Here is a 25,120-nt window from a genome sequence, read left to right on the forward strand (position 1 = left end):
AAGGTTACCTCTGAATCAATATTTACTTTATATACAAGCCTTCCCCCCTGTACATTTTTATACTTAAATGGGAATATCACGATAGGATTATTTATGGATTGTTAAAAGAAGAATTGAACCCGAATATTTAATCCATCCTTATTCAACTTAAGCCCTGTAGTCGAATATAATACTTACCAAAACGAAATAGCATCGGAATTGTAGTCCAATGCTATTTCATGTTTTTTTAAATATAGCCAGTTTAATCTATACCAAACTCATAATTCTCTTCCTACTGTTCAAATTGCCTATAGGCCGCTGGAACAATTCCTCCACAGCCATTTTGAAAAGGCAAGATTCGAAAATGAGACAATAATCTTCTTCCTCCATTGCCTCCAAAGACTTCTCCATACTTTTCTCAATCATTTCAAAAGGATATTCCAAAAGTTTCTCCACAGTCATTTTTTGCAGTGTGTCTGGATGCATATTTATTAGTGAAACTTCTCGAACATTGATGATATCAAGGGCTTTCTTCTCATCCAATGCCTTTGTTAAGTTTGCACTTGTAATCTGCTTTTTGGTTGTAATTTTAAATCTTCTCAGACGTTTAGCAGTTTATTCAGCTTTTCTAAGAGTTTCATCATCGTAATGTGGAATTGTCATAAAGTTAATTAAGTGGTAGTGCTTTCTGTTACCTTGGATAGAATAGGAGATTTGTAGCAATTCCCCTTTATGTTGGATGGTTATAGAGGGGACTTTATGAAGGAAACCTAAAACAGAAAATAATCAGATTGTGGCCAAACGTGGAGTGATCCTTCTTTCCGATATTATATTTTTGTGTATTCTCTTCGCAAAGTTTACGAGTTGATATGAAGAATACAGCTTCCTTTTTAATAGCGTGTCGTCTTTCCATAATCTGCAGTGATGCGAATTCATGAAGCTCGACTAATACATATAGCTGACTAATTATGGCGAATAAGTTGGGATAAAGGGATTTCCATTCAAGTGCTTCGTCAATTTTTTCTTAGTTCCTTTGATATTTCACCTTCTGTTGTTTAACAAAATTAAAATCTCTATAGCTTAAGTTAAGAATCGTAGCAAGCCATTTTCGATCCGTTTGATATGTCAGTTTGGTTCCAATGTACTCACCTATGTGAGAAATTTCTATTAGATCGAGTAATGAAAATCCGTAGATGACTCCTGTTATCGAACTCTTAGAGCGGTAACGGTAATACCCATCTTTATCCTTAGTAATCCAACCTACGTTATTTTTAGTAAGGATGCAGGGTTGCCAATTACCTTCGTCAAATCTATTGAATTCTGGAAATATAGTGGAGAAGAGGTTTTGTTTGGAGATTTGGTTGGTGAACTGGATGTCGGTTTTAATGGATTGTGGAAGTTGATAGTGGATATTATCAGGAGTGCGGAATAGGGGAAGAAGGTTCTGTTCGAGGATGTGAGCATGAAAGACCTTGTTTTTATATTCTGCTCCTTCATAACCCGCCTCGATGAATTTGCCTTTCCTTTTCTCCAATTCTTTGTTCTTATACAGCTTTTTTTTTGCTTTAGATAATTTGGGTTTGAATAGTCTTGTAATGTCATAATCTTAACTCTTCTTTGATTGTAATTTTGAAAGGGGGAGCCTCTTTGTTCATATTTCCTTGTATTTAACCTCTTCCGTCCATGTCAAAGTGGTTCGACCAGGTTTGAGTGAGGGGGTAGCTAATGAACATGATTGCTACTGTCGATTATGTTTTCTGGGAAACTCTATTAAAAGTTATTCTGGAAGTTATCTTTCGCCTTCAACTGCTTATGATATAAGGATTTAAAATTAAAACAGGATTTTCACATTGGTGAAAAACACGAGGAGCTGGTAGGAAGTGAAAGAGGTACGTGCAGTCAACCCTTCATTCGGCAGTATGGTCAAATATTTAAGAGGTAAGAGAGGTTTGAGCTTGCGTGAAATGACAGAATTAACAGGAATTAGCGGAAGTTATATTAATAGAATCGAGAATGGCAGTCGTGAATGCCCATCGTACCCAATAATTGAGAAGATTTCTTCTGCTTTAGGTGTGGAACCCTCTGATTTATTAGAAGTAAGTTCTAATAAGAGAAGTCGTAGTGTAGTCCCTTTGGAAAGATTATTGTTTTCAAGTGAATTTACGGTGGATGGGGTAAAGTCTCTTAGTCCAGAAGCAGTGGAACTGTTACTGAATTTAATTGATGTTGTCAACGATGTTAGCTGGGAAAAAGAGACGTTAATCGTTGATATTTACGCAATTTGTGAAGCAGTAGACGAGTTGAAACAGGAATTAAATAATTAAGAAAGCATTGGAGAGGAAATTTGAGTTCCTCTCTATTTTTATAGGAGTGATCAAAATGGGGATTACAAAAGGTGATAGAGAAAATTATCTGAATTTGTATATTACATTATTAAATAAAGGAGCGATTGAAGATATAATCTCAGAAAATGTTGAGCAGTTAAAGTGGGAGTATTTTTATAAAGCAAAGAAAATTGATATTTATGGACAGACCAATTCAGGTAAGTCAGTATTCATAGAAAATCAAATTAACTTTGCCCATGACGATGATCGACACTTAAAATCGATAGGAAAAATTATGGAAAAGGCCCATCATAATAGTATAGTCATTTGGGGAGCAACAGGTTTTTCTGAGGAAATCTTGGATAAGGTTGCAAAAATGGTTCGTGAGGTAAAGGTCAAAATGATTGAGTTCATTGCCGTAGAAGTCAATTCGAATGTATTACCGATTTTGGATAGGCTGGATAACATGCATATACTGCACATCATGGACAACCTGAAACAGTTAAATGCAGTAGGTACTTACAACGACATATTTGATAAATATGTCAGTTCTTGTAAAATTATTGGAGATGAGAGAGAATACAAGTTTGAAAGAATAACAGAGCGAGAAAGAAACAACGCCTATATCATTAATGAATTGCGGAGTAGAGTGAAATACCCGAATATTTTCCGAGAAAAACGAACGATTGATATAAATAAAATTCGTTATGGATTCGGTAGAACAGGAATCGATATAGAACTTGTTTATAACAATCGCAATAATGAATCTTATGTAAGTTGTCAGTTCACAAATCAAACAGAAGACCTTTACCAAAGGATAGCAAAACGTAAGAATATCTTTGAAAATAAACTTGGAATTCAGGTAGAACGAGACGATCTCAATTTGAGGTTAGTGACGTTTGTAAAACGGTTTGAACACAAGTTCGAAAAGATCGATCAATTGGTCGAACTGATGGATAAGTATATCTACTATTTATCGAATTACACATTTTATTATGGTACATTCATTCAAGAACAGATGTGGGAAAAACACAAAGATGGATTGTTGGAAAATTAATATCAAAATTGCTGAGAGCGTGGGATAACTGCTCTCTCTTTTTTTACAAATATTTGCTATAAGAAGAAAGTAATAATAAAATAAGATTAGAATAATACCGATGTTATACATTATTTGAGGTGATTTTTTTTGCAAGTAAAACTTTTCTACAAGACACAAAGAGAGCTTGCGGTGTCTCTAAATGAAATCGTAGATGCCTACTGGAATAACGAGTTGAATGAAGAAACACTATTTAAAATGGTTCATGATGTGTATATAAATAATCCTAATAAAGTGCTGAAAGACAGCGAATTTACAACAGTACTAAAGCAACAGAGTGGAAAACGTAGACTCGAAGTGATTGAAAGAATCATTAAGATGGATATGAATAGCGTGCAGTAACCCATATGATGGAAGGATTTTGATACATGACTAAAGAATTAGAATATAGTGCAACACTCACAGGAGCTTCTTTTTTGCTGTATGAACTAAAGCAAGTGTTGAAGCTCAAAAAACAAGGTCTATCGGATGCTGAGATTAAAAAGAAAGTGATTGAGGAAAATATATTTGAATACAAATATACATCCAGTTTAAAGCGTAGCGTACCATCTGTAATAAGGCGAGCGGTGGTGTTAGATGAACAACTACAAGAGTGGGTTTTAAGCGGCCCATTAGATATAGGAAAAATCATAAACCTCTACGCTATTATGAAGACAGATCGACTTTTCTTTGAATTTATGAATGAAGTGTTGCGAGAAAAGTTGGAAGCGGATAATTACCTAATTGAAAAGAAGGATTTGAACGTCTTCTTTATCACGAAAGCAGAACAAGACGACAAAATGGCAAAGTGGACTGAGCTAACTATCAATAAGTTGAAGCAAGTTTATATGAAGTTGCTATATGAAGCAGGATTTTTAGAGGATAAAAAAACAGGCGAATTAAGCAGGGTGTTAATAGATGAAGAAATCAAACGTCATTTAACCTACATTGGCGATTCTGCTTATTTAAAAGCTATGGGTGAATGAAAGGAATTTACATATGGCGAATATTAACCGAAGACTTGATAAAATCATTCCCAAAATAAAAGAGGATAAGTTCATCGAAGGTCGAGGGCTTGGGAATGAAATTAGTTTTTACATTTTCGACTATGAACCGAATGAGGAATTAGTGGTTCGTGATTATGTCAAACATATTAAAAAGGAATTCAGTTATGAAGGTTCAGATCGTAAAGTAATTGAATTTGATTTATACAAAATGTTGTTGGAGATTGCCAAAGAAAAACGGATTTTTGATCGTCTGTTTCAAATGGAGGAAAAGCAAGGGAAGGATGCCCTATTTAAAGCATTAACAACCTTTGCTAAACCTGACATCTTTTTAAGTAAAATTAGAGAACAATTGGGTGATCACAATGTTGTTTTTATCACAGGTGTAGGGAAGGTTTATCCATTTGTTCGATCACATTCGATTTTAAATAATCTTCAAGAGGTAATTGATAAAATACCCGTCATTATGTTTTTCCCAGGGAGATATGATGGACAATCACTTCAACTATTTGGGAAATTCAAGGATGACAACTATTATCGAGCGTTTCCATTAGTGGATTAGAGAAAAGGGGGAATATATACGATGAACATTAAGGATATGTTTCAGAAGGATATAGAACGAGATATTAGAGGAGTAATCAAGGTAGCACAGACAGACGAGGACAATATATATCAAGAATTGGATGAATATGTTGTCACAAGAGAGTTAAATAAGCACCTGTCGAAGTTCTATGAGAATTATCAAAAAGGAATAGATGGCGTTACGGATAAAATGGGTGTTTGGATTTCTGGCTTCTTCGGTTCAGGTAAATCTCACTTTCTGAAAATCCTTGCATATCTACTCGAAAATAAACGAGTAAAAGACAAAAAGGCAATTGACTTTTTTCAAGATAAAATAGAAGATCCATTAATCTTAGCAAATATGAATCGAACGGCTGATGTAGAAACAGAGGTCATTCTTTTTAACATCGATTCGAAATCTTCTTTAGATAATAAATCAAAAGAGGATGCTATTTTACGAGTATTTATGAAAGTGTTTTACGAACATAGAGGTTATTACGGGGATATCCCTGGCGTAGCTGAGATGGAAAAATATTTGGATCAAAAGGGTGTATATGAAGAATTTAAAGCCGAGTTTAAATCACTTGCAGGTGAAGATTGGGTTGAACGCCGTAATACATTCTATTTTGATGCAGATTTCGTAATTGGAGCATTAACCAAAGTAACGGATATGTCAGAGGAATCGGCTCGTAATTGGTTTGAAAACGGTGTAAATAATTTTGAAATCAGTATTGAAAAGTTTGCGAAAGACGTGAAGGAATACATCGATCAAAAGGGGAAAAAGTTCCACCTTGTTTTCTTAGTGGATGAAATTGGTCAATATATTGGAGACAGTCGTAGCCTAATGCTTAACCTACAAACACTTGCTGAGGATTTAGGCACGCATTGCCAAGGGAAAGTATGGATTATGGTTACTTCCCAAGAGAGCATTGATAGCATTGTGAAAGTAAAAGGTGATGACTTCTCACGTATTCAGGGCCGCTTTGATACAAGACTTTCTTTGTCTTCAATATCTGTTGATGAAGTAATTAAGAAGCGTATTCTTTTAAAGAAAGACTTTGCAAATGACAAGCTCAAATTGATTTTTCCAGAGAAAAGTGCAATTTTAAAGAACTTAATCAGTTTCAAAGAAAGTACAGCAGACCTACGAGGATATGATAACCAACAAGAATTCGCAGACGTTTATCCATTTATTCCTTATCAATTTAAACTCCTACAAAATGTATTTGAGCAAGTAAGAAGACATGGTTCATCTGGTAAACATTTGTCCGAGGGTGAACGTTCGATGTTATCTGCATTTAAAGAGGCTGGATTACGTTTTAAGGATGCGGAAGAAGGCGTTCTAATTCCATTCTATGCCTTTTACGATACGATTAAAGAATTCCTTAATCCAACCATTTCAAGGGTAATTGAAGGAGCATATGAAAACCCTGCTCTAAAAGATGATGAATTTAATATAAACCTTTTGAAAGTGTTGTTCATGATTAAATACATTAAAGAGCTTCCTGCAAATCTTGATAATATTGCTACGCTCATGGTTACGAACATAGATGAAGATAAATTAGAACTGAAAGAAAAAATCAAAGCATCTATAAGAAAACTTATTTCTCAAACGCTTGTTCAGAAAAATGGTGATTTATTCATTTTCCTAACAGATGATGAACAAGACATCAACAGAGAAATTAAGATGATTAATGTCGATGAAGATGTCATCAAAAGGGAACTTGCCAACTATATCTTCCAAGATCTTTATGATGAGAAGAAATATCGTTATTCATCGGAATATTCGTTTTCTTATAATCAAAAAATGGATGAAAAGAATCATGGAAATCAAACATCAAGCATAGGTGTTACGATTCTCTCTCCACTGTCCGATCACTACGGTAAATCAGAGCAAGAATTGATGATGATGTCTTCTGGAACAGGTGAATGCATCATTAAACTTGGTGGCAATGAATCCTATGTTGAAGAAATGGAAGAAGTACTAAAAATTGAGGAATACCGCAAGAAAAAGAATATTACACAACTTCCTGAAAGCATTCAGAACATCTTAAACAATAAGCAGGCAGAAGTTCGTGAAAGAAGACGTAGAGTACGTGAATTGTTAGAAGATGCGATTAAAAGTGGACAATTCTTCATTAACGGAGATAACGCTACAATCAAAGGTTCAACGGTAAGAGAGAAAATTAATACTGCTCTACATGACTTAGTTGATAATGTATATACGAAGTTGGGATACGTTAAGAATTTCTTAGACACTGAAAGAGAGCTTCTTACGGTATTAAACTCCAAAGAAGAGCAAATGTCTTTCAGCACAGAGCAAGTACAAGCTCCTAATGAATTAGCGGTTAAAGAAATCTCAGACTTTATTACGCTTCAAGATTCTATAAATAAGCAAATTCGAGTCAAAATGATTGTAGATCGTTTCAACGATAAGCCTTATGGTTGGAGAGAGCTTGATATTCAGAGAATGGTTGCAGAACTGCTAAAGGATCAAAAAATTCGACTTCGCTACAACTCAGAATATTTAGAGCCAGAATCAGATGCAAGCAAAATCATAACAGTTCTAACGAAAACAAATGAAGCAGATAAAGGCATTGTCATTAAGCGTAAAAAGGTTGATGAAACATTAATTAAAGTAGCCAAGAAAGTATGTAAAGATGTTTTCAATAAAACAGATTTGCCTGATGATGAAGATGGTTTAGTGAAGGAAATTCAATCACTTATCGAAAAGCAAGAGGCTGAAATTAATGCGTATAAGGCTCGTTACGAGGGCCGCAGATATCCTGGGTTGAGCTTGCTGAATAAAGGTTTGGAGTATTTTGGTGAGTTCCATAAAGGGTTAGATAATGCTTCTTTCTTTACAAAGATGAAAGAATTACAAAAAGATCTTAGCTATTGGGAAGAGGACATGACATATGTAAAGAGTTTCTTTAGTACGGATCAAAAGGATATTTTTGATAAAGGACTATCAGCGATCAATAAGTATGAGGAAAATAAGGCGTATCTCATTGGGGATGAAGCAGATCAGTCTACAAAACAATTAACCGAGATTATAACTGATCCACTACCTTATGGGAAAATTAAGCAGATTCCTGAAATCATCAAGAAAATTGATGATCAAATTCAAAGTGTTTTAACAGAGAAGAAGGATAATGCCAAGGAAAAAGTTAAAGTTGACTATGATTACATGGCATTAAAAGCCAAGCAATATGGCGTTTCTGATAATACGAAAGAGCGAATTGAACATTACTATCCTGATTTATTAAACCAGGTTGATGGATTTGTTGATATCTATAAAGTGGATGCTACGATTTCTCAAAGTGCAAGTTTTAAGGAGAAATATGAACGGATCATTAATCAAGAAATTCATGAATGGCAGAATCGAAATGCGAAGAAGCCAGAAGTTGTAATTGATGGAGGAGAACCGCCAACTAATGGTGGACAAGTTGCTACGGTTCAAAAGCAAAAAATAAAAGCATCTGAACTTATTGTCGTAAAAGAATTACGTTCAGAAGAGGATGTAGACCAGTATATCAATACACTATCGAATAAGTTAAAGCAGATCATTAAATCGAATAAAGAAATTGAGTTCATTGATTAGTCGGGAGATGTCGGAATGAATAAATCAGCATTGAAGACCTTTGCCACAAGTGCCAGAAAAGAGCTACTGAAAAAAGTTGAAGCAAAGGCAATGAAGATTGGAATTACAGAAGAAACAATTAAAAAAGCGGATGTGGAAAGCTCGGATGCCATCTTTATAGATGGCAGACAGCTTTTGCAGGAAGAAAAAATTCAACGAGATAAATTAATTGCTCGTATCAATCAAATAGGGTTTAAACAAGTAATGGAGGAAGTCGCCTACACTTGGTTTAACCGTTTTACAGCATTACGTTTTATGGAAGTGAATGATTACCTTCCATCAGGTGTTAGGGTATTATCTTCTTCAAATCCAAATAGTGCCGATCCAGATATGTTAAATGAGGCATTGGAACTGGATTTAGAAGTCGAATTAGATAAAGAACATATCTATAATTTGAAATTAAACAATGAAACGGAAGAATTGTTCAAGTATCTAATTATCAAGCATTGTAATGACTTAAATCGGTTCTTACCATTTATGTTTGAAACTATTGATGATTATACAGAAATCCTTTTTCCAGAAGGATTGTTGGCAAAGGAATCTTTTATTCGTCATATGACTGATATAGAGTTTATTCCAGAAGATAATTGGAATAAAGTTGAAGTGATTGGATGGCTTTATCAATACTACATTGCGGAAGAGAAAGATCGTGTAATTCAAGCGAAGAAGAAATATAAAACAGAGGAAATTCCTTATGCGACACAACTGTTTACACCTGATTGGATTGTAAAATATATGGTACAAAACTCATTAGGTCGATATTGGGTGGAATCACATCCAGAGCATAGGGATCTATTAAGTAATTGGGAATTCTATCTGGAAAATACAAATCCAGAACCTAATTTAGAGGGAATATTGGCTCCCTATATCAATAAAGAACTAAAAGTAGAGGCCATTAAGTGTTTTGATCCTGCAATGGGTAGTGGACATATTCTTGTCTATATGTTCGATGTGCTGTATGAAATATACAGTAAATGTGGATATATGGAGAGAGAAATTCCAAAATTAATTATTGAGAACAACCTTTATGGATTAGACATAGATGATCGAGCGTATCAACTTGCTTGTTTTTCTGTTGTAATGAAGGCATTAGAATATAATAGTCGTTTCTTTAGAAGTATTGAAAGAGATTGTTTGAAAATGAACTTAGCATCTATTCATGAAACAAATAGTCTTACAGATGAAGATATTGCTTTTATATCGGGTGAAAGTAACGGTAAAAAATTTGAGAAGATGAAATTATTTCTTGATCAATTTAAGAACGCTAAAGCAGTTGGCTCATTAGTGAAATTAGAGTCTTTTGATGAAGAATTTATAGAAACGAGAATAAGGGAAATTAAGAACAATCCATATGAAGATTTATTTGAATATGAAATGAAAGATAGGAACTTAGATTTGATGAGGAAAATATTGTATCAAGCTACTATCATGGCAGAAAAATATGATGTTTTTATTACAAATCCGCCTTATGCAGGGAACAAATATTTAACAACAGAGGCATCAAATTATTTAACAAAATATTACCCAGATGTTAAATCAGATTTATACTCAGCTTTTATTGAATATAGCTTTTCAGCAACTAAAAGTAATGGTCAAATGGGGTTAATTACACCTTTTGGTTGGATGTTCATATCCTCATTTGAAAACCTTAGAAAGAAGATCGTTAATGAAAAAAACATCAGTACGTTAATTCAGCTTGAATATAACGGGTTTGAAGCGGCCATGGTTCCAGTTTGCTTATTTACAATGAGAAATTATAAAGTAAAACTAAATGGAGAGTATATAAAGCTATCAAATTTTAAAGGGATAGAGAATCAACCCTTAAAAACCTTAGAGGCTGTAAATAATCCAAAAGTATCATACCGTTATTCATTTGACCAAGAAAATTTGGTCACTATACCAGGAAGTCCAGTTGCTTATTGGAGTAGTAAAAAAGCAATCAGTAACTTTTTAGAACAAAGATTTAGTGATATTGCAAAAGCGAGAGCAGGAATGATAACAGGTGATAACGTCACCTTCACCAAATTATGGCATGAAGTTTCTTTTGCTAAAATAGGACTAAATTATTTTTCAAGGGAAAGTGCAAGAAAGTCTCAAAAAAAATGGTTCCCCTATAATAAGGGCGGTGGTTTTAGAAAATGGTATGGAAATAATGAAGTTGTTGTAGACTGGGAAAATGATGGATATAATCTTCAAAACACTAAGGATGAAAAAGGAAAAGTACCTGCTCATGCATTTAATTTCGATTACATTTTCAAGAAAGCAATAACATGGTCGTCAATAACATCTTCTAAATTCTCAGCTCGAAATTGTGAAGGGGGATCTTTATTTGATGCTGGGGGATCATTTGCAAAGGTAGATCAAAAACATGATTACATCTTAGGTTTTTTAAACTCTAAGGTCGCTGAATACTATTTGAATTTGATTAATCCTACATTAAACTTTCAAAAAGGAAATATTGAATCCCTGCCAATCATTGAAAGCCCACTTCTGGAAGAGAAAATAGAGGAAAGTGTATCAGAGAATATTGCAATTTCAAAGAATGATTGGGATTCTTTTGAATCTTCATGGGATTTTACTATCCATCCTTTATTAAAGCACAAGATAGGGACATCTACAATTGAAGAATCATTTTACTGTTGGAAGAATTATTCTGAACAACAGTTTAAGCAACTAAAAGAAAATGAAGAGGAAATTAATCGTATTTTTATAGAAATCTATAGTTTACAAGAAGAGTTATCACCCGAAGTGGATGAAAATGACGTAACTATCAAAAAAGCTGACTTAGAACGGGATATTAAAAGTTTTATCTCTTTTGCATTAGGTTGTATATTGGGTCGGTATTCATTAGATGAAGAAGGCTTGATTTATGGAGGAGGAGATTTTCAACCTGATAAATATCAAAAATTTAAGTTCGACAAAGACAATATTTTACCAATCCTTTCAGGAGCTTATTATGAAGACGATATAGTATCCAAATTTGTTGATTTTATTCAGGTTACATTTGGTGAAGAAAAATTAACGGAAAACCTTGATTTTATTGCTGATACACTTGGAAGGAAAAAAGGAGAAACAGCAAAAGAAACAATCAGACGCTATTTCTTAAATGATTTCTTTAAAGATCATGTACAAACGTACAAGAAGCGACCAATTTATTGGCTATTTACGTCTGGAAAACAAAAGGCTTTCAATTGCTTAATTTATATGCATCGCTATGATAAAACAACCTTATCCCGTATTCGCACTGATTATCTTCATGAATACCAAATCCGTCTTGATACAGAAAAGAAGGATTTGTTGAGCATTATTGAAGGTGATTACCCTGCCAAGGAAATTAGCAATGCTAAGAAGGAATTAAAAACATTGGATAAGAAAATTGAAGAGTTAAAAGAGTATGATGAACTGTTACACCATATGGCCGATATGCAAATTGAAATGGACTTGGATGAAGGTGTAGTGGTTAATTACGATAAGTTTAAAGGGCTTGTAGCTCCAATAAAGTAAATATAGAATGCAGTTGTCATTAATTAGTGACAACTGCTAACTTCTAAATTCAGTTGTTGTATTAGAGAAGTCTTTTAGGATGAGAGGATATCATTGTGTCTACTAAATTTGATAAAGAGAAATTTACAAAGATTTTAGAAAATGATAGTTGGTTGAATGCAATAGAGTATAAGGATGAATTTGTGCCTAAAACGTTGTATAAATATTTTCCCCTATTTGATGAACGTTTTGTTAAGTATGAAGAAGAGAATGAAAAACGATTTAATTCTTTAGAAGAAAGTAAGATCTGGGTATCAGGTTATGACCAACTAAATGATCCATTTGAATATAAAATGTTTACGATGGACAAAGAAAGACTCCGAGGAAGTGGTTGGGAAATAAAGGATATTGAATTTTTCTTTGAAAGAATTAGAAAAAGCATACTTACTACTTGCTTTTCGGGAGAAACTGAAAATAACATGCCGTTATGGGCCCATTATGCTAATAATCATGCAGGTTATTGTGTGAAATATAGAGTTAATAATCCAAAACCATTGTATCCTGTTTTTTATGAACCGAAGCGTGTTAAAACTGCTGTTATCCCTACAAATATTTATTCAGCATTAATTAGTGCGAGTACCAATGATGCACATATGCCATCTGAAAATTTCTATAAATATTCAACATATTTCAACATATCTCTTTGTTGTAAACATCAATTATGGGAATATGAAAATGAATATAGGCTGTTATACCCTACAATTAATTCTCCAAACGGACAATTAGTTTCTATAGATGAAATCGGTATGGAAATTGAAAGCATTTTTGTTGGCTTTAAAACAAAAGGCGAAAATAGGCAACGCCTTATTGAAATAGCTAAAAAACTAAATTGTAATATTTATGAAATGTATTTCAATGAATACTCGGAAGAATTTAAGTTGCAATCGAAAAGGATTCTTGGTGAAAATAACATGTTGGAGTAGGATATACCTAATATAATCGGTGTATCCTTGTTTTATGGAGATTATTGTAAGGAGGCGAAGAATTGAATTTAGATCAGGTAGTATCCACATTAACCGCAACGTTTAATGAACCACTTGACGATAGTGAGCAAAGAAAAATTGTATTTTGGGTGGATAAGGACAGAGAGTTTGTAGAAGAAATTGACCAAATCTCTATAGATCATGTAAAAGTGCATCAATTAACAGATCAAAATAATTTCTACACTAAATATTTACTTGAAGAAGAAGATCCGACCTCCCATTATCTCATTTATACTAATGATGATTTAAGTGTGGAAGAAAACTGGCTTATTGATACGGTTTACTATTCAAAAACGTTTTACGCAGACAAGATTTCTCTATTGTTAGGTGACTTAGGGATTGATCCTTCATTAAGATCGGTTGTGAAAAAATATGAGAAGTTTTTCAATAAAAAGCACACTCAGAAATTTAAGTCTTATGGGATTCAGGTCTTTTCGGAAGAGACGATTGAAATTGCAATAATGAGTGCTTTATGTAGTTTAAAAACACCTGACTTTGAAGAGGTACTAAAAGCGGTATTGAAGGAAAGTCTTTCTGAGGAAGAGAACAAGTACATTGTTTTAATGGAGAAGCATTTTGATCTACATGTTTTCTGGAAGTACGTTTCAAGTTTGTATGGCTACGACAGAGAAAATCGTTCGCTGAAAACCTTTTTTATGCATTTAACTGTAACGGCATTGAGCCATTCAATAGAAGAGTCAGCGATTTCTAATTTAAAGAGTTTTATCGCAGATAGAAACAAGTCCAATAGCTTAGTCTTTATCGATCATTGGATGCATCATAAGGTTGATTATCAGGTTTACAATGAGTTAGCTGAAATCGTAGAACAAGAGATACAATTGGCTGATATAGTTCGCCAATTACCAATCGAAGCCTTTAAAAACGCTGATACGTTCCCTTATTTTGATAAAGCAATCATCATTTATATTGCGAACAGCCTTGAAGCATCGCATGAAGATTACGAGGAATATACGAAGCTCATTAATTTAAGAAGAGTCAAACACTTCTATGAGAGATTCCAGACCGTCTATGAGGCGTTATTCTATACAGTAAGAATGTATGAGTTTTACAAGAAATACAATTTAGGAATTCCAAAATCAACTGCGATTGATATGTGGAAGAATTACGTCAATGAGTATCATGCAATGGATACATACTATCGCAAATTTTATGTGGCATTTGATCAAGAACCAAATAGTGAAATTTTGAAAAAGTTGAAAGCAATGGTGGAAAATCTTTATACAAATTGGTACATGGGTGATTTAAGCTCTCATTGGTCAATGGCTGTAGAAACAGATATGAAAGACAATTGGGTTCTTCCTGGCATTACGAATCAACAAGATTTTTATAAGCAGTATGTTGCTCCAAAAGTGTATAAGGGAGAACGAATATTTGTCATTATATCGGATGCACTGCGATATGAGGTCGGGGTTGAAATAGCCGAAAGGCTTAATGCCGAAACGTTAGGTGCTTGTGAGATTGAACCAATCCTTAGTGTTGTACCTTCTGTTACAAAGCTCGGTATGGCTTCATTACTACCTCATAAGGTTATAGATGTTAATGAAAATGCGAGAGTATTGGTTGATGGCAAGTCTTCGAGTGGAATCGAAAATCGTAAGGATATCATTGAATCAACTGTGGCAGATAGTGTAGCAGTTCATGCAACAGAAGTTTTTGCAATGAACAAAGCAGGCAGAAGAGAATACTTTAAAGGGAAAAAGCTCGTTTACATTTACCACGATACGATTGATGCTATGGGTGATAAGGCTTCTACTGAAATCTATACTTTTGATGCGGTTGAGAAGGCAATTGATGAAATTTCTACGTTAATCAAAATTATTCGGGATGATTTATCTGGAACGAATATTTTGGTTACAGCAGATCATGGATTTGTCTATCAACGAGATGCATTAGTGGAGAGCGATAAGATTGAAAAAGAGGATATTAAGACAATTGAAGTGAAAAGAAGATATATGATATCGAAAGAAAAACGAGAAATGGATGGTATTCTAAATATTAATTTAGATTCCGTCATTCAAAACAAGAACCAATTGAATGTGTACGTTCCAAAAGCAACAATTCGATTCAAGATACAAGGATCTGGTGTAAATTTTGTCCATGGGGGAGCCAGTCTTCAAGAAATTGTTGTGCCTTTAATCAAGTACAAAAATATCCGAAGAGGACAAGCCAATAGTAAAGAAATTGTTAAAGTGGATATCAAACTGACGAGTTCAACACGTAAAATAACAAATAGTTTATTCCACCTGTCGTTCTTCCAAACAGAAAGAGTAGAAGATAAGGTTGTTCCGAGAACTGTATTAATTTATATGGCAGATGAAGAGGGTAGTGTCATTTCCAATGAAGAAACAATTATCGGTGATCGCACATCAGAAAATCCAGAAGAACGTACATTTAAGTTACGTTTTGCCTTAAAAACGGTTACGTATGATAAAAACAAACATTATTATCTGACTGTAAAAGATGTTGAAACAGGTGTCATCTTAGAAAAAATTCCATTTAACATTAACTTGGGAATTGTTAGCGATTTTGATTTCTAACATAGGGGAGGGAAATGACGTTGACCGAGAATGAAGTAAATACGCTTGAATTAGATAAAAAATTGAATAGTGTCTTTGCAGGGCGTGTCGTTCGAAAAGACTTAACCAAGCTGATTAAAGAAGGGGCAAACGTACCAGTCTATGTACTTGAATATTTGTTAGGAATGTATGCGGCCACAGATGATGATGATAGTATTCAAGAAGGAGTAGCGAGAGTAAAGAAAATTCTTTCCGAGAATTTTGTACGACCTGATGAAGCGGAAAAGATTAAGAGTAAAATAAGAGAAATCGGTCAATACTCTGTCATCGATAAAGTAACCGTTCGTTTAAATCCGAAGAAAGATATTTATGAAGCAGAGTTTTCAAACTTAGGATTAAAAGACGTTCCAATCTCTCCGAATTACGTGAAGGAGTTTGATAAGTTACTATCAGGCGGTATCTGGTGTATGTTAAAACTCGATTACTTCTATGATGAAGAGCAGAGGAATATGAGTCCATTTAGCATTAGCAATCTTAAACCAATCCAAATGCCGAACATGGATTTGAATGAAATTATTGAGGGAAGAAAAGCATTTACCAAAGATGAATGGATTGACATACTTGTTCGTTCTACGGGAATGGAGCCAACCCAACTCGATAATCGAGTTAAGTGGCATTTGCTTCTTCGTCTCGTACCTCTTGTGGAAAATAATTACAATATGTGTGAACTCGGCCCAAGAGGAACGGGAAAGAGCCATGTATATAAAGAAATTTCGCCAAATTCCATTTTGGTTTCAGGCGGACAAACAACCGTAGCCAACCTTTTCTACAATATGTCTTCAAGAACAGTTGGTTTGGTTGGAATGTGGGATGTTGTAGCTTTTGATGAAGTTGCGGGCATTAAGTTTAAAGATAAAGACGGCATTCAGATTATGAAGGATTATATGGCGAGTGGTTCCTTTGCCAGAGGAAAAGAAGAAAAAGCGGCCTCAGCTTCCATGGTTTTTGTCGGAAATATCAATCAAAGTGTTGATTCTTTAATCAAAACTTCACACTTATTTGCACCATTTCCCGAAGAAATGGCAAACGACTCTGCGTTCTTTGATCGAATGCACTATTACCTTCCTGGATGGGAAATTCCGAAAATGAGACCCGATTTCTTCACAGATCGTTATGGTTTCATAGTAGATTATTTAGCTGAGTATTTTAGGGAAATGAGAAAACGGTCATTCAGTGATTCAGTTGATCGATACTTTAAGCTCGGCAATAATCTAAATCAACGTGATGTAAATGGTGTAAGAAGAACGGTATCAGGGCTTATGAAGCTATTATATCCTCATGAGGAATATACGAAAGAGGATGTAGAGGAAGTTCTTCAATATGCCTTAGAAGGGCGTAGACGAGTAAAAGAACAACTTAAAAAAATTGGCGGAATGGAATTCTACGATGTGATGTTCTCCTACATCGATAAAGAATCGTTGCAGGAAGAATATGTTTCTGTCCCAGAACAGGGTGGAGGTAAACTTATACCAGAGGGCATGGGGAAACCAGGGCATGTGTATTCTGTTGGAGTCGGTGAATCTGGTATGATTGGTGTTTTTAAACTCGAAAATCAGGTTGTTTCAGGTTCAGGTAAATTTGAAAAATCAGGTGTTGGATCAAACCGAGCTGTGAAGGAAAGTTTAGATACTGCTTACCGTTATTTTACTGCGAACAGCAAAAGCATTAGTGGCTCAATAGTAATTAAAACAAAAGATTATCTAATGCACATTGCTGATCTGCAAGGGATTGGCTTAACTCCTCAATTAGCTGTTGCGGAATTAATCGGTCTATGTTCAGGGGCATTAGAAAAGCCTGTACAAGAAAGTACCGTTGTCTTAGGGAACATGACTGTAGGGGGAACGATTGAAAAGGTAGAGGAGCTGGCTAACGTCTTACAAGTGTGCGTGGATGCGGGGGCTAAAAAGGTTCTAATTCCTGCATCATCTGTAGTAGACTTCCAAACTGTTCCATCTGATTTATTAATAAAAGTTCAACCTATCTTCTATGCAGATCCGATTGATGCTGTGTTTAAAGCATTGGGAGTAAGTTAATTAGAGCGTTATGTAAAATGAGAGGTGTTATACTACATGGTAACGTCTCTCATTTTGCATTTATAGCATTAAAACAGTTGATTTAAAAGGTCAATATCTTCATCGGAGAGTTTCTGATTGGAGATTGTAAAAGAATGGCTTGGAGAGGTGGTTTGCGAGAGATTGTTAGCTTGCAATATATCGAAGACTATCTTCCGTATTTCTTCTAAGGATTGAAAGTTATCGCTATTGTTCATATCCTTCTCGACTAATTTACATATATAATCGCTAACGTTTTCTTTGTTGTCCTTTAATTGTTGCAGATAATGATAAACATGTAGGTACTTTACCTTAAAGGAGATAGATAATTTACGATTTGCCATTATCTTTCGCCTCTAAAACTTGATAGAAGGAGAGGACATTGGCAAACTGTGCATCTGGTACAATTTTTGCAGATGGAAATTTATTGAGGAGATATTCTTTTAGTAAAATAGCTCCACCACCACATAAGATGACATTAGTATTGGCAAAGGTGATTTTTCTGCTTTTAGCATAATTAAAAATACGCATTACATGATCGGTTATTACCGTTTCAATAATATTATAGCTCTCTTTTTGCTTTTCACCATATAAATATAGATACTTCTCTCGTAAAACTTGTTCGGTATCGTCATCAGAGATAGTGATTCCGTAATGGCTTGAAAGACTTTCTGCAAGAGTAGAACGAAGGATATTGATTCCCAATGTGCTTACCACCATTCGATCAAACTGAGGAACCAGCCTATTAAATTCCAAAATACTTGTATTTAATGAACCAACATCTATAACCAAAACTCGATTTCCTCGATATTCACTCATATTCTTGTATATTGGCCCCATTGCTTCGGGCAATAATAGGATTGAATTTATAGAAAAAGAGTAAGGTACTTGGTTTACTGCAATCCCAATGACTTTTCCTTCATTTCTTATAAATTCTTCAAACTCCTTTTTCTTTACCTCATTTTTGTAAAGACTAAGTGGGATGTTTACAGCTAAATCAATTTTTGCTAAGGCATGTGATTGTATTGATTTCTCCAATAGTTTTGTAATTGCCAGATAGATACATATTAAATGATCATTTGTTTGTTTAGTAAAATCATAGTTTGATCGATCCTCACTCAGCATGTCTCCTATGAGATAAGTTTTTCCATCATATTCAACTAAATAACTATCGGATTGTGATAATACCTCAACCCCCATACCACCACTAACCTCAGCTACTTTTGTACGAAATAGAACTTTATCGATTATCCCATCTCCATTTCTGATTACTCCTTTTGTGTAAGCCTTGCCACTATCAATACTAATTAAAAATTTGTTATTCATTCTATAAGACCTCCTTGATTTAATATATTTTTTACTATGTTATCTTATATGCATTAGGGGCGAAATTATAAGAAAAAATCGCATATTTTTGTTTTATTAGGTCGGATAAAGGGCGAATTTATGGATTCCTCAGTTAGAAGAGTTATTAAGGACTCGAACAAGGTAGAACCAGTATAGTATTTTAAATTTCTTCGTCTCCAATTACCATAAGTGAGTGAAAACTAACTTATTTAGGAGGAAGTAATGAAATGACAGAAAAACTGAACTACTTTGACGAATTACGAGAGCAGGTAATGAATAAGGAAAAATGGGACAGGAATCGCTTTCATGTATTCGATTATGAGGCTGGGACTGGAAAGAGTAGAAACAGCCATCAATATATCGGCGAAATGACTAAAGTATATTCTTCTTATCGTGTCCTGTATGTTCAACGTTTTATTCGAGATGATGAACTAAATCATACAGTTGCTTCAATTAATGAACATGCAGGTATGCAGGTTGCTGTTGCTTTTACTGGCAAGGATACTAAGAGCAAGAAGCGAAAGAATCAGGCAAAGGAAGCACAAGTTCTTTGTATTACACACAGAATGTATAGCGAAATTTGTAGGGGTAGCCATCCCGAGCTTATGGATAACAGAAATACGCTAATCATAGACGAGTATCCAGATTTATTGGAAAAAATCGCTGTATCCGAACAAGATATTGGTTATTTATGGTTTGTGCAATACAAATATCGAAACGAAACAATCGAAAACTTATCACAAATGCTCAGAGATAAGTTTTCAGAGTGCAATAAAAAAACGAATCATGACAAGGCGAATCAAATGGTTTATATCGATTTTCATGAACCAGAGTATGTTGTAATAAAATCAAAATTACCTGATATTATCGAAAGTATTAGTGATAAGTCAGATAAAATCTTGCTTTCAAGGATGTTGCAAATAGTAACCAATGGATGCTTTCTCTATGAGGAAAATCTTTACACATTTGATAATCAATTTAGGTTTAAAATGTTGGACAATAATATCATTTTAGATGCCAACGGCTTTGATTTTCGTTATTCCCTCTCAAATAAATTCCACATCAGACATCAACCTAAATCCTATGAATACTCCTCCTCCACTTTTTATCATTATGAAGTAAAAACAAGCAAGAAGGAATTATCCCGCCAAATCAATCTTCACGAACAAGCACTTGAAATAATATCTCTCAATTCAAAAGAAAGAACATTGTTCATTACAGATAAAGATAATCAAGCCCAACTTGAAGAAAAGTTAGGGGATTTTTTGTCTTCTACAGGTATGGATGATGAAGAAATCACAACTGCCATAAACGAAAACTTCAAGGTTGATTACTTTGGCAATATAATTGGAGTGAATTCTTACAGAGAATTTGAAAACGTAGTAGTTCTAAAGACACCCAATTTTGATTATCTAACCTATGCATTAACCTATCTATTTTACAGAAGAATTGACAATAAGCCTGTTGAAGATGTATGCGTATTCCGCCATGAAGAAGTAGAGAGTATTCGAAAATCAGCCGTAGCTGGAGAAATCTATCAAGGGATTAAAAGGATTAACCGAGATAATAGCAAGCAAGCCAAGATGTATGTATTTACAACTAACCAGGATGCGGTAGATTTGATTTTGCAACAACTACCAGGAGTTCAGTATAAAAAAGAAATAATGAATGTTAATAAAAGGAAAACCGAAACAAATAAGAAGAAAACAAAATTTGAGGAACAAGTAGAGATTGTAAAAGCTACTATTAATGTAGCTTTAAGTGAAGGAAGGGAGTCTATACAAAAGAAGGAAATAAGAGATAAATTTGGGGAAATCGACAAGGGGAATTTTTCAAGGATCATTAAGGCATGCCAGTCCTTTATTGAGTCACAAGGATTTAAAAACGAGTGGCAAAGAATCATTTTAAAATAAACCAATGTTAATGGAATATCTTGCTGAAGCCAACTTTTTATGTTGGCTTTTTATTTTGTAACTTTCACCCAATAATGGTATTTGAATTTTGCCAAAGAAGTCGCCTTACAAGTAATGAACATTGGTGGAGTGGACTGTTAATCAACTTGTTGTATCTGCTGTTCGTCTGGCGTAATTAAAGAAAAAGTATTTGCCACCAAATTACAACTACTAATTTAAAGAAGATGGCTAACGGTTAATTGAGTGTCCTTAGAAAGAAGGGACTATCAATTTGGAGCTACTGCAATTCCCTATGTGGATTGATGCTAAACTAATTAGTTTACTGCTTCGATTATGGATATAAGTATTCCGCAATTAGACGTTTTGCGGACTCAAATAGAATTCATGAGAGGAATACGGCATTTAATAAACAAAAAAGTGAAATCCAATAAGCATCTCTCGACAGATGGAAGCAAACATAATGTTCTAACCAACATCAGTCAAATTTTCAAGATACTCTATTGGAAAGGTTTTGGTATTCCAACCCTATGCAATTGCTGATCATCACATTAAAATCCAATTTGGAATACGAGATAAATTTAATTTTTTCCTGATAGAAGTGGATATTATCATAATGTAGAAGGCGATGAAAAGATTCCATCCCATGTTATAACGAAAGCCATGTATTGAGTTAATGGAATATCTTTGGATACTGCAATTCAATTGGATTAATGGAAAATATTCGTTTAACCTTCGATATTGATTGAATTCTGAATATCACATTAAAAGTTGTATGATTCATAAAATGCTTCTTTATACAGATAGATAAATTTACAACTTTAATTAGGATTGCCTACTCCTATTGCAGTTTTTCAAACGAACGACTATTACAACATTTGCGGCCGCTGATAACACCGCAATTGGGTACCATGATTTGTTGTGTCATTCAATAGGATGAACTATGGAAAGGCAGTAATGGGAGTATTCCTTTGGGGAGTTACAGATACATCCATGAATTTCCGAGCGTTAGCGACTATTAAATGTTACCCCTTATGGGAAACTTCGATAGACCCATATGAGTCCGCAATTGATTGAGAGCTACAATTTGTAGGTGGTGGTCTCAATCAACAAGCGTCAGCTTGTAAGATAACAGTTATGTCTTTTTCCTTTGATATGGAAAGAATCTTATAGAAATTGAAAAGGGGAAATTGCAGAATGCCAACGAATTTCGCAATTTGAAACTGCTAATGAAGTTTTTTTACTGCGTAATATAGGGTTATGTTTTGACCAGGTTGAATTTTAGCTCAACAGTGTATTAAGTGCTAATCTTGAAATAGTTACGATTCATGATAGTTTTTGTTATTCTATGTGTAAGATTGAAATTGGTTTAATCTTAATTATTGAGAGGAGGGATTTGAAATGAGCGAAAATAAGTTTGGTTTTGGTTTGATTGTAAAGCGGTCACGTACCGAGCAAAATCTTACGCTAAGTGAGCTTTCAGAAAAAACAAATGGCTTAATCACTGCATCATACATAAATAGATTAGAGAATGGACAGAAGACCAAACCAAGTTTCGATGTTGTTGCAGAACTATCCAAGGCACTAAACCTGGACATGCGTGAGGTCTTTCTTTCGTTTGGCTACGAAAGCCTTATCAACGTTCAGGAGCAAGAGGGATATTCGATTGAAGATGTTTTTCGTTTAACTAATATAAAACTGCCAGGGGTGTTTAATGAAAGGCTAATAAATAGAGAAGAGCAAGAAGCGTTGATTCGAATAATCAATGCGACTTTTGAGTATTCATTTGCTGAGGAAGCAAATGCCATTGATAAACTAACAGTTGTTATTAAACAAATTCATTCTTTGCGGGAATTAGAACACAAGCAATTTTTGTTAATCAAGACTATCGAAATCCCAAGCATGGATATTACATATACGATAGAATTTGACCATAAAATAATGCAGGAATTTTCTGATTTAAAAGATTGGAAAGAAGCAGTAAAGATTGCTGTAGCCAAATATGAAAATTTCATTAGGGATTATCAAGGTGGGATCTTATCTTTACCTATTGGGAGTCAAGAGTGGATTGTTGCAAAGGAAGGAACCACCCTTAAATTGTTGTTTAAAAAGTCTGATTTAGTTTCTCTATAAACTGGATTAAAGAGGGTTTGAAAGTGGGCATTAGAATAGAATATATTTGGGTAGATGATAGAATTAAGGTAGGTACGAAAGAAATTGAGGAAAAATGGTTGTTTTTCTTTAAAAAGGTGGTAAAGGTAGACCAATATAAACCTGAATCCCTAAAAATTAGAATGATAATAGATGAAAAATTTATTGTAAATGTTGAAAAGTCATGTTACACAGGTTCTTCCTATTCGAAAATAGATCCTGAGAAATTAAGTTATTATAAAATAAGTTGGGGAATTACACACCATAGTGTCAAATTTACAAATCCAACATACTCAGAAAAAGAGGAAATTGAACAACTGATCATCAATATATATGACGATAGAGGCATAGAATTACGATATCCGTTTAAATGGTTTCGAGAAGAAGTATTGAATTATGGTTGGAAAACCTATAAGGAAATTGACAAGTTTGGATTTGATTATTCCTAACCAAGTATATCCATATAATCTGCAAATAATGTTAAGAGAAAATATGGTTAGTTATTGAATGAAGTGTTTATACATTATAAAGTTGTTATAAAAACGCCAATTGTGTTATTCTGTTGTGAAGAATGCTTCAATATTGAAGATTACTTTTTTCGTTTCACCGCCACAAAATTTTTGTGGATATGAAAGTCTTGTCAGTGATAATTAAATAGGTGAATTGGTGGTTTATATTAGAATTCCTAAAGATAAAAGAAAAATTTAAGCCGAGTTCTTCGACTAACGGTACAGTTTCAATACAAGAGATCATCTGCTATGATGGTCTTTTTTAATTGTTTAAACAGTTTCTAATAATGTTCTCATGGCAACTAAATAAAAGGAGAACATAAATCTCGGAATTTTACCTTTGGGGAATATTAAAAATATTATTGACTATGGGTAACTTGTGTATTATTATAATAACTGTAAGCAATGCCCATAGAAAAGCAATGTGGTAGTTAATGACTATCAATTTGTTTTATAAGATGACATTCAAAATGAAAGGGGTGAGAAAGATGCTCTATATAGACGCTTGAATTGTTCGATAATCAACCTTCATCTTTATCCTCAAACTATCTAAACGATAGTCTACCCAACGCTTTCCACTTAAAGCCTCTACAGACAAAACACTTAACAAATTCCAATGAGCCATTTGAGACAGACTCCTAAATTGCTATCAAACTATGAATTAGTTGAAGCATCCAAATCATTCATTAATGATCGTTCTTCAATGCTCAACAAATTTCTTGGTGTATTATCGAGGCTGTGAAACAATCAACTTATTTTCGAATATGAATTACTCTATTTAAAACCCACAACTAATTATGAACAGGAGAATTTAAAATGACAAACACTATTAACCAATTGGTAATACAAATCAATCAAACAAAGAAGGAGATTGCAGTAATGGATCAAAATATCTATGAAATTGAAATGGGCAAGCTCATTGAAATTATTAAAGTTGCTAAACAAGAACTACTCTTTGAGCCAGTGTATGAAACTGCTTCTGGGCAGGATGCGGGTTATTACGATGAAGAAGAATATTTTAGGAACACTGGTGGAGAAATCCTCAATGGCACTTTAGTGTATTTTTCAGGTGAATTCTATGAAGAAACAGAGGATGGAGATAGTGAAATCAGTACTGAAATCTTCTTATTCGAAGATGGTAGTTTAAAGGTATTTCATACTTTTACTGAGTCTCACTATTGTGAGGATTGCGAGGAAGTACATGTGAATTCACACCGCATTAATTGTGAAAATCAATCTCTGGATAGATTTGATATTGGAGTTATTATTAACAACATTACTGCCAATCTAAAAATGAAAGTTTCCTTTTTAGAGGAAATAAAAAGTGAACGGATGGCAAAATTGGAAGGTTTAAAGTTAGCTCAATAATCCCCTCTAATCCCTCCTCTTCGCAAGCAATATCCTTTGTCTTTTAAAGATTATGAGTATGAAGCAGATCAGTAG

At 34.1% G+C, this 25,120-nt stretch carries 17 protein-coding genes; 14 read left to right on the forward strand and 3 right to left on the reverse strand.

Going from position 1 to position 25,120, the window contains the following annotated elements; translation table 11 throughout:
* Window positions 1-1,003: 1,003 nt before the first annotated feature.
* Window positions 1,004-1,513 (reverse strand): hypothetical protein, encoded by a 510-nt coding sequence (locus ACFYKT_RS18265; RefSeq protein WP_389222501.1) that lies wholly within the window; start codon window positions 1,511-1,513, stop codon window positions 1,004-1,006.
* 346 nt (window positions 1,514-1,859) lie between these two features.
* Between ACFYKT_RS18265 and ACFYKT_RS18270 the strand changes: the two genes are divergently transcribed.
* The 10 genes from ACFYKT_RS18270 to brxL all read left to right on the forward strand — a co-directional run bounded on the left by ACFYKT_RS18270 (window position 1,860) and on the right by brxL (window position 17,742).
* A complete protein-coding gene (locus ACFYKT_RS18270; protein WP_389222503.1) occupies window positions 1,860-2,303 on the forward strand; it encodes a helix-turn-helix domain-containing protein in 444 nt (147 codons plus the stop codon).
* 55 nt (window positions 2,304-2,358) lie between these two features.
* On the forward strand, window positions 2,359-3,360 hold the full coding sequence (locus ACFYKT_RS18275; protein ID WP_389222505.1) for a hypothetical protein: 1,002 nt from the start codon (window positions 2,359-2,361) through the stop codon (window positions 3,358-3,360).
* A 129-nt stretch (window positions 3,361-3,489) separates the two neighbouring features.
* Window positions 3,490-3,741 carry a TIGR04540 family protein gene (locus tag ACFYKT_RS18280; protein WP_389222507.1) on the forward strand — a complete coding sequence of 84 codons (252 nt, stop codon included), beginning with the start codon at window positions 3,490-3,492 and terminating at the stop codon, window positions 3,739-3,741.
* A gap of 26 nt (window positions 3,742-3,767) precedes the next feature.
* Window positions 3,768-4,364: a DUF1819 family protein gene (locus tag ACFYKT_RS18285; protein ID WP_389222509.1), complete on the forward strand. Its 597-nt coding sequence runs from the start codon at window positions 3,768-3,770 to the stop codon at window positions 4,362-4,364.
* A 13-nt stretch (window positions 4,365-4,377) separates the two neighbouring features.
* Window positions 4,378-4,944 carry a DUF1788 domain-containing protein gene (locus tag ACFYKT_RS18290; protein WP_389222511.1) on the forward strand — a complete coding sequence of 189 codons (567 nt, stop codon included), beginning with the start codon at window positions 4,378-4,380 and terminating at the stop codon, window positions 4,942-4,944.
* 21 nt (window positions 4,945-4,965) lie between these two features.
* Window positions 4,966-8,547 carry a BREX system P-loop protein BrxC gene (brxC, locus tag ACFYKT_RS18295; protein ID WP_389222513.1) on the forward strand — a complete coding sequence of 1,194 codons (3,582 nt, stop codon included), beginning with the start codon at window positions 4,966-4,968 and terminating at the stop codon, window positions 8,545-8,547.
* Window positions 8,548-8,562: 15 nt separating this feature from the next.
* Entirely contained in the window at window positions 8,563-12,090 is a 3,528-nt protein-coding gene (pglX, locus tag ACFYKT_RS18300) for a BREX-1 system adenine-specific DNA-methyltransferase PglX (RefSeq protein ID WP_389222515.1), read from the forward strand.
* A 95-nt stretch (window positions 12,091-12,185) separates the two neighbouring features.
* Window positions 12,186-13,052 carry a DUF2971 domain-containing protein gene (locus ACFYKT_RS18305; RefSeq protein ID WP_389222517.1) on the forward strand — a complete coding sequence of 289 codons (867 nt, stop codon included), beginning with the start codon at window positions 12,186-12,188 and terminating at the stop codon, window positions 13,050-13,052.
* Window positions 13,053-13,114: 62 nt separating this feature from the next.
* Entirely contained in the window at window positions 13,115-15,670 is a 2,556-nt protein-coding gene (gene pglZ, locus ACFYKT_RS18310; RefSeq protein ID WP_389222519.1) for a BREX-1 system phosphatase PglZ type A, read from the forward strand.
* Window positions 15,671-15,690: 20 nt separating this feature from the next.
* Entirely contained in the window at window positions 15,691-17,742 is a 2,052-nt protein-coding gene (gene brxL / locus ACFYKT_RS18315) for a protease Lon-related BREX system protein BrxL (protein ID WP_389222520.1), read from the forward strand.
* 348 nt (window positions 17,743-18,090) lie between these two features.
* On the opposite strand, the gene ACFYKT_RS18320 is transcribed toward brxL, so the two are convergent.
* Window positions 18,091-19,086 carry a ParM/StbA family protein gene (locus ACFYKT_RS18320; protein WP_389222522.1) on the reverse strand — a complete coding sequence of 332 codons (996 nt, stop codon included), beginning with the start codon at window positions 19,084-19,086 and terminating at the stop codon, window positions 18,091-18,093.
* Window positions 19,087-19,334: 248 nt separating this feature from the next.
* Here ACFYKT_RS18320 and ACFYKT_RS18325 point away from each other — a divergent pair, with 248 nt between their 5' ends.
* The 3 genes from ACFYKT_RS18325 to ACFYKT_RS18335 all read left to right on the forward strand — a co-directional run bounded on the left by ACFYKT_RS18325 (window position 19,335) and on the right by ACFYKT_RS18335 (window position 23,617).
* On the forward strand, window positions 19,335-21,020 hold the full coding sequence (locus tag ACFYKT_RS18325) for a hypothetical protein (protein WP_389222524.1): 1,686 nt from the start codon (window positions 19,335-19,337) through the stop codon (window positions 21,018-21,020).
* Between the two features lie 1,398 nt (window positions 21,021-22,418).
* A complete protein-coding gene (locus ACFYKT_RS18330; protein ID WP_389222526.1) occupies window positions 22,419-23,150 on the forward strand; it encodes a helix-turn-helix domain-containing protein in 732 nt (243 codons plus the stop codon).
* 23 nt (window positions 23,151-23,173) lie between these two features.
* Window positions 23,174-23,617 carry a hypothetical protein gene (locus tag ACFYKT_RS18335; RefSeq protein ID WP_389222528.1) on the forward strand — a complete coding sequence of 148 codons (444 nt, stop codon included), beginning with the start codon at window positions 23,174-23,176 and terminating at the stop codon, window positions 23,615-23,617.
* A gap of 553 nt (window positions 23,618-24,170) precedes the next feature.
* On the opposite strand, the gene ACFYKT_RS18340 is transcribed toward ACFYKT_RS18335, so the two are convergent.
* A complete protein-coding gene (locus tag ACFYKT_RS18340; protein WP_389222530.1) occupies window positions 24,171-24,302 on the reverse strand; it encodes a hypothetical protein in 132 nt (43 codons plus the stop codon).
* Window positions 24,303-24,493: 191 nt separating this feature from the next.
* Between ACFYKT_RS18340 and ACFYKT_RS18345 the strand changes: the two genes are divergently transcribed.
* Complete coding sequence (locus tag ACFYKT_RS18345) at window positions 24,494-25,045, forward strand: hypothetical protein (RefSeq protein WP_389222532.1); 552 nt, start codon at window positions 24,494-24,496, stop codon at window positions 25,043-25,045.
* Window positions 25,046-25,120 lie beyond the last annotated feature (75 nt).

This window comes from Cytobacillus mangrovibacter (assembly GCF_042865275.1).
Lineage (GTDB): Bacteria > Bacillota > Bacilli > Bacillales > Cytobacillaceae > Cytobacillus > Cytobacillus mangrovibacter.